The sequence below is a fragment of the Roseomonas sp. USHLN139 genome (genome assembly GCF_037145735.1).
GTDB lineage: Bacteria > Pseudomonadota > Alphaproteobacteria > Acetobacterales > Acetobacteraceae > Pseudoroseomonas.
Genome location: NZ_JBBCWY010000001.1, coordinates 535,917 through 548,250 on the forward strand (window position 1 = coordinate 535,917; position 12,334 = coordinate 548,250).

The 12,334-nt window shown below is 72.1% G+C and carries 12 protein-coding genes; 6 read left to right on the forward strand and 6 right to left on the reverse strand.

Annotated features, from left to right (window positions below):
• Positions 1-55 precede the first annotated feature (55 nt).
• Positions 56-682 carry a histidine phosphatase family protein gene (locus WFI16_RS02470; protein ID WP_419896206.1) on the reverse strand — a complete coding sequence of 209 codons (627 nt, stop codon included), beginning with the start codon at positions 680-682 and terminating at the stop codon, positions 56-58.
• A gap of 166 nt (positions 683-848) precedes the next feature.
• On the opposite strand from WFI16_RS02470, the gene WFI16_RS02475 reads away from it, so the two are divergent.
• Positions 849-1,241 (forward strand): hypothetical protein, encoded by a 393-nt coding sequence (locus WFI16_RS02475; protein WP_419896207.1) that lies wholly within the window; start codon positions 849-851, stop codon positions 1,239-1,241.
• A gap of 25 nt (positions 1,242-1,266) precedes the next feature.
• Here WFI16_RS02475 and WFI16_RS02480 read toward each other — a convergent pair whose 3' ends face one another.
• The gene (locus tag WFI16_RS02480; RefSeq protein WP_419896208.1) at positions 1,267-2,067 is read right to left on the reverse strand and encodes an ABC transporter permease; all 801 of its coding nucleotides are present in this window, start codon (positions 2,065-2,067) and stop codon (positions 1,267-1,269) included.
• The gene (locus WFI16_RS02485) at positions 2,064-2,804 is read right to left on the reverse strand and encodes an ABC transporter ATP-binding protein (RefSeq protein WP_419896209.1); all 741 of its coding nucleotides are present in this window, start codon (positions 2,802-2,804) and stop codon (positions 2,064-2,066) included. Before WFI16_RS02485 ends, WFI16_RS02480 begins: the two co-directional genes overlap by 4 nt.
• A gap of 154 nt (positions 2,805-2,958) precedes the next feature.
• Here WFI16_RS02485 and WFI16_RS02490 point away from each other — a divergent pair, with 154 nt between their 5' ends.
• Entirely contained in the window at positions 2,959-3,516 is a 558-nt protein-coding gene (locus tag WFI16_RS02490; protein WP_419896210.1) for a DUF2889 domain-containing protein, read from the forward strand.
• A gap of 88 nt (positions 3,517-3,604) precedes the next feature.
• Here WFI16_RS02490 and WFI16_RS02495 read toward each other — a convergent pair whose 3' ends face one another.
• Positions 3,605-5,287 (reverse strand): tetratricopeptide repeat protein, encoded by a 1,683-nt coding sequence (locus tag WFI16_RS02495; RefSeq protein ID WP_419896211.1) that lies wholly within the window; start codon positions 5,285-5,287, stop codon positions 3,605-3,607.
• Positions 5,277-5,561: a BolA family protein gene (locus tag WFI16_RS02500; protein WP_419896212.1), complete on the reverse strand. Its 285-nt coding sequence runs from the start codon at positions 5,559-5,561 to the stop codon at positions 5,277-5,279. Before WFI16_RS02500 ends, WFI16_RS02495 begins: the two co-directional genes overlap by 11 nt.
• 97 nt (positions 5,562-5,658) lie before the next feature.
• Between WFI16_RS02500 and WFI16_RS02505 the strand changes: the two genes are divergently transcribed.
• The 4 genes from WFI16_RS02505 to WFI16_RS02520 all read left to right on the forward strand — a co-directional run bounded on the left by WFI16_RS02505 (position 5,659) and on the right by WFI16_RS02520 (position 10,317).
• Positions 5,659-6,267, forward strand: a complete 609-nt coding sequence (locus WFI16_RS02505; RefSeq protein ID WP_419896213.1) for a J domain-containing protein — start codon at positions 5,659-5,661, stop codon at positions 6,265-6,267.
• Positions 6,268-6,376: 109 nt separating this feature from the next.
• Positions 6,377-7,384: a cobaltochelatase subunit CobS gene (cobS, locus tag WFI16_RS02510; RefSeq protein ID WP_419896214.1), complete on the forward strand. Its 1,008-nt coding sequence runs from the start codon at positions 6,377-6,379 to the stop codon at positions 7,382-7,384.
• Positions 7,385-7,480: 96 nt separating this feature from the next.
• The gene (gene cobT / locus WFI16_RS02515; protein WP_419896215.1) at positions 7,481-9,349 is read left to right on the forward strand and encodes a cobaltochelatase subunit CobT; all 1,869 of its coding nucleotides are present in this window, start codon (positions 7,481-7,483) and stop codon (positions 9,347-9,349) included.
• Positions 9,346-10,317 (forward strand): esterase-like activity of phytase family protein, encoded by a 972-nt coding sequence (locus WFI16_RS02520; protein ID WP_419896216.1) that lies wholly within the window; start codon positions 9,346-9,348, stop codon positions 10,315-10,317. Before cobT ends, WFI16_RS02520 begins: the two co-directional genes overlap by 4 nt.
• 261 nt (positions 10,318-10,578) lie before the next feature.
• Here WFI16_RS02520 and aroB read toward each other — a convergent pair whose 3' ends face one another.
• Positions 10,579-12,264, reverse strand: coding sequence for a 3-dehydroquinate synthase (aroB, locus tag WFI16_RS02525; protein ID WP_442970628.1), 1,686 nt, complete (start codon positions 12,262-12,264; stop codon positions 10,579-10,581).
• Between the last annotated feature and the right edge of the window lie 70 nt (positions 12,265-12,334).

Consider the following 12,334-nt stretch of genomic DNA (forward strand, 5'->3'; position numbering starts at 1 on the left):
TGAAATACTGGTGTGGAGGGGCGCGCTACCGAAAGCGCGCCGCCGCCAGCCAGGGTCAGGCCGGCAGGCCCGGCTCCTCATTGACCGACATCACCCGCCAATGCCCGTCCTGGTTCTCCAGCCGGGTGAGGGAGAGATTCTTCACCGAGAACTGGAAGGCCTGGTGCGGGTCGAGCCTCAGCGCATGGGCGATGGCGGCGCGGATCGAGCCGCCATGCGCCACGATCACCACGTCGCCGCCGGCATGGGCTTGCGTCATCTCCTCCAGCGCCGGGCCGATGCGGGCCACCACATCCTCGAGGCTCTCGCCGCCGGGCGGGCGCTCGAAGGCGCCATGCGGCCAGAAGGGATGCGGCGGGTCGCGCAGCATCGCCGTTATCGCCTCGTGGCTGAGGCCCTGCCACTGGCCGAGATGCTGCTCGGCGAAGCGCGGCTCGACGGTGAGCGGCGCCTCCGGATGGCCGGCGGCGAAGATGGCCGCCGCCGTGGCGCGGGTGCGCGACAGATGGGTGTGGAACCAGCGCGCGCCGGCGGGCAGCCGCCCGGCCAGCCAGCGATAGGTCGCCGCCTCCTGCGCCATGGCGAGGGCGCAGACGGCGACATCCATGTCGCCATACATGACGAGGCGCGCCGAGGGCTCGACGACGGCGTGGCGGATCAGGAAGAAGCGGGTCTGGGTCACGCCGCCGGCTGTAGCGGGTTTACCGCCGGGCGTGAATGGTGCCCCCCTCGCGTCTTCACCGGATCTTCACCCCTGGCCGGCAGAATGCCCCGGACGGCCCGGCGCGGGGTAGATCGAACCGCCTGCCGCCGCCACCCGCCCCAGGACGGGGCTGCAGGAGCGCAAGATGCCCAAGCCGCCGGAAATGCCGCGCCCGACGCCTGCCGAAACCCCCGCCGCGGAGCCGGCCCCACAGGGGGCGGGCGACGCCAGCTTCGCGCAGCACGGGCTGGAGCATCTGGGCGTCGCCGCGCTGGAGGGCGAGGGGCTGGCCCTGCCGGCCTGGGCCGACCATGCCGCCAGCCTGGCCTTCAGCATGCGCCTGCCCGGCTGGCCGGAAGCGCCGGAGCCCAATGCCCTGCTGTCGCTGGCCGCCACCATGGCGCTGCGGCTCAGCCTGCACGGCACCGGCGGCATCGGCTTCGACACCAGCGCCATCCTGAGCGAGGACGAGCCCTCCGCCGGGACGGTGCCGGGCGAGCCGCGCCCGCCCGGCGGCGAGCGCTTCTGGTTCGGCTGACGGAAAGGGGCGCGCGGCGGGGGGGCTATTCGCCCAGGTTGCTCAGCGCGCCGCTGCGCCGGGCGGCCTCGAACTGCCCGATGAAGACACGGCCGAGCAGCGCCAGCCAGACCGCGTCGAGGGCGAAGGCGGCCAGCAGATGGCCGGTATCGATCCGGCCTTCCAGCAGCACGGCGCGCATGCCCTCGAAGACATGCGCGGCGGGCAGGGCGCTGGCCAGCCATTGCAGCGGCACCGGCAGGGTGGCCATCGGGTAGAAGACGCAGGCGAAGGGCGTCAGGCCGAACAGCACCGACCAGGCCAGCGGCTCGGCCCCCGCCCCGTGGCGCAGGATCATGGCGGTGACGCCCAGCGCCACGGCCCAGCCCATCATCATCAGCGCGGCGAAGAATAGCACCACCACCGGGCCCAGCGCGAAGAGCCCGAAGCCGTAGAGCAGCCAGGCCAGCAGCACCGCCGGCAGAACGCCGAAGAGCATGCGCAGCGTGCTCATCGCGATCAGCCCGGCCACCAGCTCGCGCGGGCGCAGCGGGCTGACGAAGAGATGGCCCAGGTTGCGGCTCCAGACCTCCTCCAGGAAGGAGAGGGCGAAACCCATCTGGCTGCGCAGCGCCACCTCCCAGAGCAGCACGCCGCCCAGCAGGATGCCGGCGGCGACGCTGGCGGTGTTCTGCTGCACGCCGGCCAGGTAGGCGGTGACGAAGCCCCAGACCAGCATCTGCAGCACCGGCCAATAGGCCAGCTCCAGCAGCCGCGGCCAGGAGCGGCGGTAGAGCGCCAGATGCCGATAGACCAGGCCCCAGACCCGCCGCGCGGCGCCGCTCATGCCGAGGCCCTCCGATCACGGGCAATGTCCAGAAAAACATCCTCCAGGCTGTCGCGGCCGAAGCGGGCGACCAGCGCGGCCGGGCTGCCCTCGGCCACCAGCCGGCCGCGCTTGAGCATCAGCACATGGTCGCAGAGCCGCTCGACCTCGGCCATGTTGTGGCTGGCCAGCAGGATCGAGCAGCCGGAGGCGGCGCGGTAGCGTTCCAGCCAGCTGCGCACCCCGTCGCCGGTATCGGGGTCGAGGCTGGCGGTGGGCTCGTCCAGCAGCAGCAGCTCCGGCCGGTTGATCAGCGACTTCGCCAGCGCCACCCGGGTCTTCTGGCCGGCGGAGAGCTGCCCGGCCGGGCGGTCCAGGATGTCTGTCAGCTGCAGCTCCGCCGCCAGCTCGGCGATGCGGGCCTCGGCGTCGCGGACGTTGTAGAGATGGGCATAGACCCGCAGGTTCTCCGCCACGCTCAGCTTGGCCGGCAGCGCCACATAGGGCGACGAGAAATTCATCCGGGCGAGCGCCGCGAACCGGTCGCGCGCCATGTCGTGGCCGAGCACGGTGATGCGCCCCTCGCTCGGCACCAGCAGGCCGAGCAGCATGGCGATCGTCGTGCTCTTGCCCGCCCCGTTGCCGCCCAGCAGCCCCCAGGTGCTGCCGCGTGGCTGGGCGAAGCTCAGGCCCTCGACGGCGAGCGTTGCGTCATAGCGCTTGGTCAGGCCCTCGGCCCGGATCACGGCGTCCTGCATGCCCGTGCAGAATAGGATGGCGAAGCCGGAGTTTCCCAGGGCCGGCGCCGGGGCAGGGCGCGGCAGCCATGCGGGCGGGTGGCTTGGCCGGGCGCGCGGCCGCGTGGCATACCGGATTCCCTTATATTGCGTCGCACCACGCCGGGAGCCTGCCATGCCCCTCTCCCCGCCCGCCGCGCGCCGGCCGCTGCACCGGCGCGTCATCGAGATGCGCGGCTATGCCCGCGACGACGGGCTGTTCGACATCGAGGGGCATCTGGTCGACACCAAGGACCAGGGCTTCACCACGATCGACCGCGGCGTTGCCCCGGACGAGCCGCTGCACGGCATGCGCATCCGCCTGACCATCGACGACGAGATGCTGATCCATGCCTGCGAGGCGGTGACCGAGCAGAGCCCCTACCGCATGTGCCCCGATGCCGCGCCCAATTTCGCCCGGCTGGCGGGGCTGCGGATCGGTGGCGGCTTCAACCGCGCGGTGGCCGAGCGGGTCGGCGGCACGCTGGGCTGCACGCATCTGCGCGAGATGCTGGCGCAGCTGGCGACGGTGGCCTTCCAGACCACCTACGAGTCGCGGCGGGCGAAGCGCGGCGACTGGCGGCCGGGCGACAAGCGGCCGGCGCTGGTCGGCACCTGCCTGGCCTATGCCGAGGACAGCCGCATCACCGCCACCAACTGGCCCGGTTTTCTGCCAGTGCCGGCGAAGCCGTAGGGCCCTCCGGCGCCCCGCCGCCCCGCCCTGGCCCCGGCCGAGTGCCGGAACCAGCCTGGCCAAGCGAAGGCGGCAGCCCGAAAAAGAATCAATCGGCGGAAAAGAAGTCGCGGAGCCAGCGGCGGAAGGGGGAGAGGGGGGCCTGCTCCTCGGCCAGCAGCTCGGCCGAGGGCGGGCCCAGCCGCTTGTGGATCGCCTGCACCTTGGCGTCGTCCGGCAGCAGGGTGGCGGCCTGCATCGCCACCTTCTGCGCCGCCACCAGCTGGCCGCTGCGCTCCAGCGCGCGGGCCAGGCCGATGAAGGCGGGGCCGCTGTCGGGGGTCAGGCCAAGGACGCGGCGGAAGATCGGCTCGGCCTCGGCCGGCTCGCCGACATAGAGCAGCAGCTGGCCCAGCCACAGGCAGGTCTCGGCATCGACCTCGGGGTCTTCCAGCAGGCGGCGGGCCATGGCCACCGCCTCGGCGCGGTCGCCGCGGGCGGCCAGCACCTGGCTGAGGCCGAGCAGCGCCTTGGGATGCGTCGCCTCATGCTGCAGCACGGCGCGGAACTGGGTCTCGGCCTCGTCGGCACGGCCGGTGTTCAGCAGCAGCTGCGCCAGGTGCATGCGCAGCTTCAGGTCGGCGGGGATGACCTGCACGCCCTGCTGGCAGAGCGAGACCGCCTCGCCCAGCCGCTTCTGCCCGCCGAGGCAGAGGCTCAGCCCGATATAGGCGTTGCCCAGATCGGGCCGCAGCGCCAGGGCGGCGCGGAAGATCTTCTCCGCCTCGGGCAGGTCGGCGAGGGCGACCATCAGATGGCCGGCCCGCGCCATCAGCCCGGCATCCTGCGGCCAGGCCTTGGTCTGCAGCAGCACGATGTTGCGGGCGCGGCGCGGCAGCTTGCGGGCGCGCAGCTCGCCGACCCGCAGGGCCAGCTGGCGCTGCAGGTCGCCGCTCAGGATGCCGCGCGACAGGCCCAGCCGCCGGGCCCGCTTCCATAGCCGGTTGGCCAGCCGGACATGGCCGTGGCGGAAGGCGGCATTGGCGACGTGGCGGGACCAATGCGGGCTGACATGGCGGCGGGCGCGCATCACGGCGGCGAGCTGCGGCAGGTCGCGCGCCAGGATCAGCTGCAGCACCTGGCCGAGGAAGCGGCTGTCGACCAGCAGCCAGATCGCCGCATGGCTCATGAAGGGGGTGCGCAGCCAGTGCACCCCGGCATCGCGCACCAGCAGGCCGGACTGGCCATTGTCCTCGGCCATGTAGGGGTCGGCCAGCATGACGGCGAAATCGCCTGCCTCGCCGGGGGCGACGGCCATGCCGGCATGCAGCGCCGGGTCGAAAAAGCGGTGGAAGCGGGTGTCCCAGGGGCAGTCGGCCGGGTCGATGGTGGCCTGCGGGCAGACCGCCAGGCTCTGCCCGCAGCCTAGCCGCGCCGCATGCTTCAGCGCCGCATAGCCGCCCATGCTGTAGCCATAGGCGATGGCCGGGCCCTGGAAGGCGGCCCGCACCGCCGGCGCCGCCGCCTCGACCGAGGCCACCGGGAACCAGTTCTCGCGCTTCGCCACCAGGCCGATGGTGTTGAGGCCGAGCTTCTCCGCCGGCTCCTGCCCCCAGACGGCATCGCCGCGCGGGCGGAAGGTCAGGTCGGCGAAGGTGACCAGGGTCAGCGCGCTCTCGGCCGGCCGGTGCACCACGAGGATGTGCTCGTCCTCGTAGAGGATGATGCCGGGGACCGGCTCCTGCGCCGGTGCCGCGGGCCTGGGCGCGGCTTTTCCGGCCTCAACGGCCATCCGCCGCCTCCTCGGGCGTCAGCAGCCGCAGCGACAGGGCGTGCAGCCCGCCGGCGAATTCGGGGGCCAGGGCGGCATGCACGGCGCGCGAGCGTGCCACGCGGTTCATGCCGCGGAAATCGGGCGTCACCAGGCGCAGGCTGTAATGCGTCTCGCCGCCCGGCCGGGCGCCGGCATGGCCGGCATGCTGGTGGCTGTCGTCCTGCAGGACCGCCTCGGCGGCGGCGAAGGCGCTGAGCAGCAGGGTGTGGATGCGTTCGGCGCGTGTCGACATGGCTTCGGGGTTTTCCACGGCGGGCAACGCCTGCCAAGCGAAAGGTTTGCAATCTGCCGCCTTGCGGCCTCCGCGATCCGCGACCATAAACCTGCAAATGGCCCGCCGCGGCGAACGTCCCCGAACCGACAGCTCCACCCCCTTCAGGCCGTGCGATGCGCCCGGCTGCGAAGCGCCGGGCGAGTTCCGCGCACCGCGTGATCGTTCACGGCTGCGTGATTACCACCATTTCTGCCTGGAGCATGTCCGCGCCTACAACCAGGCCTGGGACTACTACAAGGGCATGAGCGCGGACGAGATCGAGGCCAATCTGCGCGAGGACACCAGCTGGCAGCGGCCGACCTGGCCGCTCGGCCGGCTCGGCGCCCAGCGCAAGCTGAACCCCGAGATGTTCCGCGACCCCCTCGGCCTGTTCGGCCAGGCGCCGCCGACGCCGCGCAAATCCGCCAAGGAGGCGCCGCCGGAGCTGCGTGCCGCGCTCGACATGCTGGGGCTCGGCTGGCCGCTGGAGAATGACGCGCTGCGCGCCCGTTACAAGGAGCTGGCCAAGCGCTACCATCCGGACACCAATGGCGGCGACAAATCCGCCGAGGACCGGCTGAAGGACATCAACCGCGCCTACAGCCTGCTGCGCAAGCGGCTGGCCAGCCAGACCGCCGAGGAGGGCCGCGAGGCCGCCCCCGGCGGCACCAGCCGCGCCGCCTGACGCAGCGCCGGCCCGAACGAGCGAGAGAACAGACCCGATCGCGTCAGCCCCGAGCCTGCGGTTTGCCGCCGCGGGGCGCGCCACGAGAGCCGAGAGCAAGAGAGCCCGAATGACCAAGGTCGCCACCCTTTCCGACGTCCGCCCCACCTCCTCCATCGACCTTCCGGACATCACCGTGAAGGTGCGCGAGGTGTTCGGCATCGACAGCGACCTGGAGGTGCCGGCCTATTCGATCCGCACCGAGCACGTGCCCGAGGCCGATCCGACCTACAAGTTCGACCGCGACACCACGCTGGCGATCCTGGCCGGCTTCGCCTTCAACCGCCGTGTCATGGTCCAGGGCTATCACGGCACCGGCAAGTCGACGCATATCGAGCAGGTCGCCTCGCGCCTCAACTGGCCCTGCATCCGCGTCAACCTGGACAGCCACATCAGCCGCATCGACCTGATCGGCAAGGACGCCATCGTCCTGAAGGACGGCAAGCAGGTCACCGAGTTCCGCGAGGGCATCCTGCCCTGGGCCCTGCAGCACCCCTGCGCCATGGTCTTCGACGAGTATGACGCGGGCCGCCCGGACGTCATGTTCGTCATCCAGCGCGTGCTGGAGGTCGAGGGCAAGCTGACCCTGCTCGACCAGAACCGCGTGATCCGGCCGCACCCGGCCTTCCGCCTCTTCGCCACGGCGAACACCGTGGGCCTGGGCGACACCACCGGCCTCTACCACGGCACCCAGCAGATCAATCAGGGCCAGATGGACCGCTGGAACATCGTCGCCACCCTGAACTACCTGCCGCATGCGCAGGAAAGCGCCATCGTCGCGGCGAAGATGAACATCGCCGAGGGCGACACCGCTGGCCGCAAGCGCATCGAGGCCATGGTGGCGCTGGCCGACCTGACGCGGGCCGGCTTCATCGCCGGCGACATCTCCACCGTCATGTCGCCGCGCACCGTCATCACCTGGGCCGAGAACGCCAAGATCTTCGGCGATGTCGGCTTCGCCTTCCGCCTCTCCTTCCTCAACAAGTGCGACGAGGCGGAGCGGTCGACGGTGGCCGAGTACTACCAGCGCTGCTTCAACGAGGAAGTGCCGACGGGGCTGCTCGTTCGCAAGAACTGACGCCGAGGCCAGGAGGGGCGCCGCCCCTCCTGGACCACCCCGCCGGGGTGACAGGATCACCCCGGACCCCGCCTTCTATCGGGAGCCCGTGCGCGCATGAGCGGCAGCAAAGACCTGACCCGTCAGGAAGAATTCAAGCGGGCGACCGCCGGCACCCTCCGCGCCATGGCGAACAGCGCCGAGGTGCAGGTGGCCTTCCAGCCCGGCCCCTCCGGCCTCGCCGGCAAGCGCGCCCGCCTGCCGCTGCCGACCCGCGCCCTGCCGCCGGCCGAGATGGCGCGCCTGCGCGGCGCCGCCGACGCCATCGCGCTGCGGCTGCGCCACCATGACGAGGCGGCCCATGCCGCCCGCACCCCCTCGCGCCGCGAGGCCAAGGAGGTGTTCGACGCCCTCGAGCAGGCCCGCGTCGAGGTGGTCGGCAGCCGCGCCATGCCCGGCGTCGCCGCCAATCTCTCCGCCCGCCTGGCCGAGACCTGCGAGGCCGAGGGCTACGACCGGATGACCCGCAAGGACCAGCTGCCGCTGCCGGCGGCGCTGTCCCTGCTGGCGCGCGAGCGCCTCTCCGGCGAGCCGGTGCCCGCCGCGGCGCAGCGCATCCTCGAGCTCTGGCGCGACACGCTGGGCGACAAGGCGGAAGGCGCGCTGAACGAGATGGCCGCCGCCTCCGACGACCAGGAAGGCTTCGCCCGCGCCGCCCGCAAGCTGCTGACCGCGCTCGACCTGGCCGAGGCCGAGGTGGAGGCCGAGGCCGAGGAGGACGAGGAAGGCGAGGAGGGCGCCGAGAGCGCCAGCCAGGAGCAGAACTCGGCCGAGGGCGAGAGCCAGAGCGAGGAATCCGACCCGACGCTGGGCGCCCAGCCCGAGACCATGCAGGGCGAGGGCGCCGAGGAGGAGGGCGAGTCGGAGGAGGAGGAAGGCGTCGCCGCCGAAGGCGAGGACCGCCCCGGCGGCCCGCAGCAGCGCCGCGAGACCCCGGCCGCCGACGATGCCAGCGTCTACCGCGCCTTCACCCGCAAGTTCGACGAGGAGGTCCTGGCCGAGGATCTCTGCGACGCCGAGGAACTGTCGCGGCTGCGCCAGCAGCTCGACCAGCAGCTCTCCCACCTGCAGGGCGTCGTCTCCAAGCTGGCCAACCGGCTGCAGCGCCGGCTGCTGGCGCAGCAGCAGCGCGCCTGGGAATTCGACCTCGAGGAAGGCCAGCTCGACGCCGCGCGGCTGGCCCGCATCGTCGTCAACCCGATGCTGTCGCTGTCCTACAAGCGCGAGCGCGAGGCGGATTTCCGCGACACCGTGGTCAGCCTTCTGATCGACAATTCGGGCTCGATGCGTGGCCGGCCGATCTCGGTCGCGGCCATGTGCTGCGACATCCTGGCCCGCACGCTGGAACGCTGCTCGGTCAAGGTGGAGATCCTGGGCTTCACCACCCGCGCCTGGAAGGGCGGGCAGAGCCGCGAGCGCTGGGTGCAGGAGGGCAAGCCGCGCAATCCGGGCCGCCTGAACGACCTGCGCCACGTGGTCTACAAGCCGGCCGACGCGCCCTGGCGCCGCGCCCGCAAGAATCTCGGCCTGATGCTGCGCGAGGGCCTGCTGAAGGAGAACATCGACGGCGAGGCGCTGGAATGGGCCTACAAGCGCCTGCTGGCCCGGCCGGAGAAGCGCCGCATCCTGATGGTGATCAGCGACGGCGCCCCGGTCGATGACAGCACGCTGTCGGTCAACCCGGGCAACTACCTGGAGCGGCACCTGCGCAAGGTGATCGGCGAGATCGAGGGCCGCCCCTTCGCCGAGCTGATCGCCATCGGCATCGGCCACGACGTCACCCGCTACTACCGCCGCGCCGTGACCATCGTCGATGCCGAGGAGCTGGGCGGCACCATGATGAAGAAGCTCGCCGAGCTGTTCGACGAGGATGCCGCCGCCGCCTTCCAGCGCGCGGCCACCGAGCGGGCACCCATCCTGGCGTGATCCACTTCAACCGCCGCAGCCTGCTCCTGGGCGCCTTGGGCCTGGGCGGGCTCGGCGCCTGGGGGGCGCGGGCGGTGATCCGCGGCCGCGCCCCGGCCGCCCGTCCCGTGCCCGCCCTGCCGCAGCCGGAGGGCAGCCCGCTGGTGGCCCGCGGCATGCTGCAGCTGAACAACGGCGCGCTGGGCTCGGGCGGCTGGTCCGGGCTGCATATCGGCGACGACCTGCAGCTCACCGCCATCAGCGACCTCGGCTACTGGCTGCAGGCCCGGCTGCTGCTGGCGGCGGACGGCATGCCGCAGGGGCTGGACCGGGTTCGCCACGGCGCGCTCGACGATGGCTTCATCGACAGCCCGCCCGGCCGGCTGACCAGCGATGCCGAATCCCTGGCCCGCCTGCCCGACGGCTCCTGGCTGATCGGCTTCGAGCGCTGGCACCACGTCACCCGCCATGAGCGCATCGATGCCCCCGGCACGCTCTGGCCGATGCCCGCCGACCTGCGCAACGCGCCGCTGAATGCCGGGCTGGAAAGCCTGGCGGTGCTGGCCGATGGCCGCGTGCTGGCGATCAGTGAGGGCCTCTGGACCGGCCCGCAGGGCTGGCCGCGCGCCTGGATCGGCGGCCCGGGCCATTGGCTGCCCGTCGGCTACCGCCCGCGCGACGGCTATGTGGCAACCGATGCCTGCGGCCTGCCGGATGGCAGCGTGCTGGTCACCGAACGCGCCTTCAACTACCGCCAGTTCTTCCGCGGCCGCCTGGTGCGCATCCCGGCGGCGATGATCGCGGCGGCGCAGGAAGACACCCTGCTGCAGGGCGAGCTGCTGACCGAGGAACTGCCGCACGAGAACTGGGAAGGCGTCACCAGCTTCCGCCACAACGGCCAGACCTGGATCGCGATGGTCACCGACGACAACGAAATGTTCTTCCAGGAAGGACTGCTGGCGTTTTTCACCCTCGAGGAAGGTGCCTGAAGGCAGGGGTAGGCCAGGGGAATGAATTCCCCTGGACCCCATCTTTTTTCTGTTCTGTTGGCCGTTCAGGGCCCGCGCCTCATCTGTCCTGTCGCCAGGGCATCACGGCGGGACGCCATTCCATGAAAGCAGCACAACCTGGCAGGTCGTGCTGCCGCTGGGCCGTTTCACCTGCCGTGATCACGTGGACACGGCAGTCTGACAGAAAAAAGAAGGGGGTCTGGGGGAATTCATTCCCCCAGCCTTCTTCCTTGTCTTCGCTTACCCCTGCGCCCCTTCCGACCGCAGCAGCGCCTCCACCAGGGCCGGATCCACGTCCCCCTTGGTGAAGGCCTGGCCCGGCCCGCGCAGCAGGACGAAGCGCAGCGCGCCGTCGCGCACCTTCTTGTCCTTGCGCATGCGGGCCATCAGCGCGGCGAGGGTGAAGCGGCGCGGCAGGTGGGACAGGCGGGCGGGCAGGCCGACCGCCGAGAGATGGGCTTCCACGCGCTCGGGCAGGCTGGCCTCGCAGAGGCCCAGGATCACCGAGAGGCGGGCGGCCAGGCCGAGGCCGATGGCGACGCCCTCGCCGTGCAGCAGGCTGCCGTCATAGCCGCATTCGGCCTCGATGGCATGGCCGAAGGTATGGCCGAGGTTGAGCAGGGCGCGGCCGCCCTCGGGGCTTTCCTCGCGCTCGTCGGCGGCGACCACGGCGGCCTTCAGGCGGCAGCTTTCGAGGACGGCGTGGCGCAGCGCCGCGGCGTCGCCGGCCACCGCCTTGGCGCCATGGGCCTCGCACCAGTCCCACAGCGCGCCCTGCAGCAGCCCGTGCTTGGCGACCTCGGCATAGCCGGCGCGCAGCTCGCGCGACGGCAGGGTGGTCAGCACGCCGGTATCGGCGAGGACGATGCGCGGCTGGTGGAAGGCGCCGGCCAGGTTCTTGCCGGCGCGCAGGTTGATGCCGGTCTTGCCGCCGACCGAGCTGTCGACCTGGGCCAGCAGCGTGGTCGGGATCTGCACGAAGGGCAGGCCGCGCAGCGCGCTCGCGGCCGCATAGCCGGCCAGGTCACCGACGACGCCGCCGCCGAGCGCCACCACCGCCGTCTGCCGGTCGATCCCGGCGGCGAGGAGATCCTCCATCAGCGTGCCGAACTGGGCAAAACTCTTGGAGGCCTCGCCGGGGGGGACGGTCAGGCTGGCGCGGATCTCGAAGCCGGCCTCGCGCAGCCCGGCTTCCAGCGTCGGCAGGTGCAGGGCAGCGACGCTGGCATCGCTGACGATGGCGACGCGGCGGGCCGGCAGGGCGGGCGCGATCAGCCCGCCGGCGCGGGCCAGCAGGCCGTCGCCGACCACCACCTCATAGGCGCGGCCCGACAGCGGCACGGGCAGGCGGGCAGGGGGGGTGTGGTCGTGCAAGGCAGCCTCGACGCGGTCGGTGGTGGTTTCGGGATTCTCGTCGAGGCAGTCGATCACCAGGTCGGCCTCGGCATAGAGCGGGTGGCGCGCGGCCATCAGCCGGGTCAGCACCTCTTCCGGGTCCTTGTTCAGGAACATCGGCCGCGTGGCGCGGCCGGAGACGCGCGGCAGCAGCACCGGCACGGTGCAGCGCAGCCAGACCGCCAGCGCGCCGGAGTCGCGGATGGCGCGGCGCGTCTCGGCATCGGCATAGGCGCCGCCGCCGGTGGCCAGGATCAATGGCGGGCCGGCGAGGAGGCGGCCGATGACGCGGCGCTCGCCCTCGCGGAAATGCGGCTCGCCATAGCGGGCGAAGATCTCGGTGATCGGCTGGCCGGCGGCGGCCTCGATCTCGGTGTCGGCGTCGCGGAAGGGCATGCCGAGCCGGGTCGCCAGCCGCTTGCCGATCGAGGACTTGCCGGAGCCGGGCATGCCGATCAGCACCACGGCGCGCGGCAGGGGGCGGCTAAATCGGTTGGCGGCGATCGGAAGCACCGCGGGCGCCGGCTCCATCAGGGGCGCGGCGGGCGGTTCGGGGGCCGTCGTTGCGGCGGGCGGAATGATGGCAAGGCCGAGGTTGCGT

Coding starts and splice junctions, on each gene's coding strand:
- WFI16_RS02475 (WP_419896207.1), top strand. CDS start 849: ATGCCCAAGCCGCCGGAAATGCCGCGCCCGACGCCTGCCGAAACCCCC.
- WFI16_RS02480 (WP_419896208.1), bottom strand. CDS start 2,067: ATGAGCGGCGCCGCGCGGCGGGTCTGGGGCCTGGTCTATCGGCATCTG.
- WFI16_RS02485 (WP_419896209.1), bottom strand. CDS start 2,804: ATGCAGGACGCCGTGATCCGGGCCGAGGGCCTGACCAAGCGCTATGAC.
- WFI16_RS02490 (WP_419896210.1), top strand. CDS start 2,959: ATGCCCCTCTCCCCGCCCGCCGCGCGCCGGCCGCTGCACCGGCGCGTC.
- WFI16_RS02495 (WP_419896211.1), bottom strand. CDS start 5,287: ATGGCCGTTGAGGCCGGAAAAGCCGCGCCCAGGCCCGCGGCACCGGCG.
- WFI16_RS02500 (WP_419896212.1), bottom strand. CDS start 5,561: ATGTCGACACGCGCCGAACGCATCCACACCCTGCTGCTCAGCGCCTTC.
- WFI16_RS02505 (WP_419896213.1), top strand. CDS start 5,659: ATGGCCCGCCGCGGCGAACGTCCCCGAACCGACAGCTCCACCCCCTTC.
- cobS (WP_419896214.1), top strand. CDS start 6,377: ATGACCAAGGTCGCCACCCTTTCCGACGTCCGCCCCACCTCCTCCATC.
- cobT (WP_419896215.1), top strand. CDS start 7,481: ATGAGCGGCAGCAAAGACCTGACCCGTCAGGAAGAATTCAAGCGGGCG.
- aroB (WP_442970628.1), bottom strand. CDS start 12,264: ATGGAGCCGGCGCCCGCGGTGCTTCCGATCGCCGCCAACCGATTTAGC.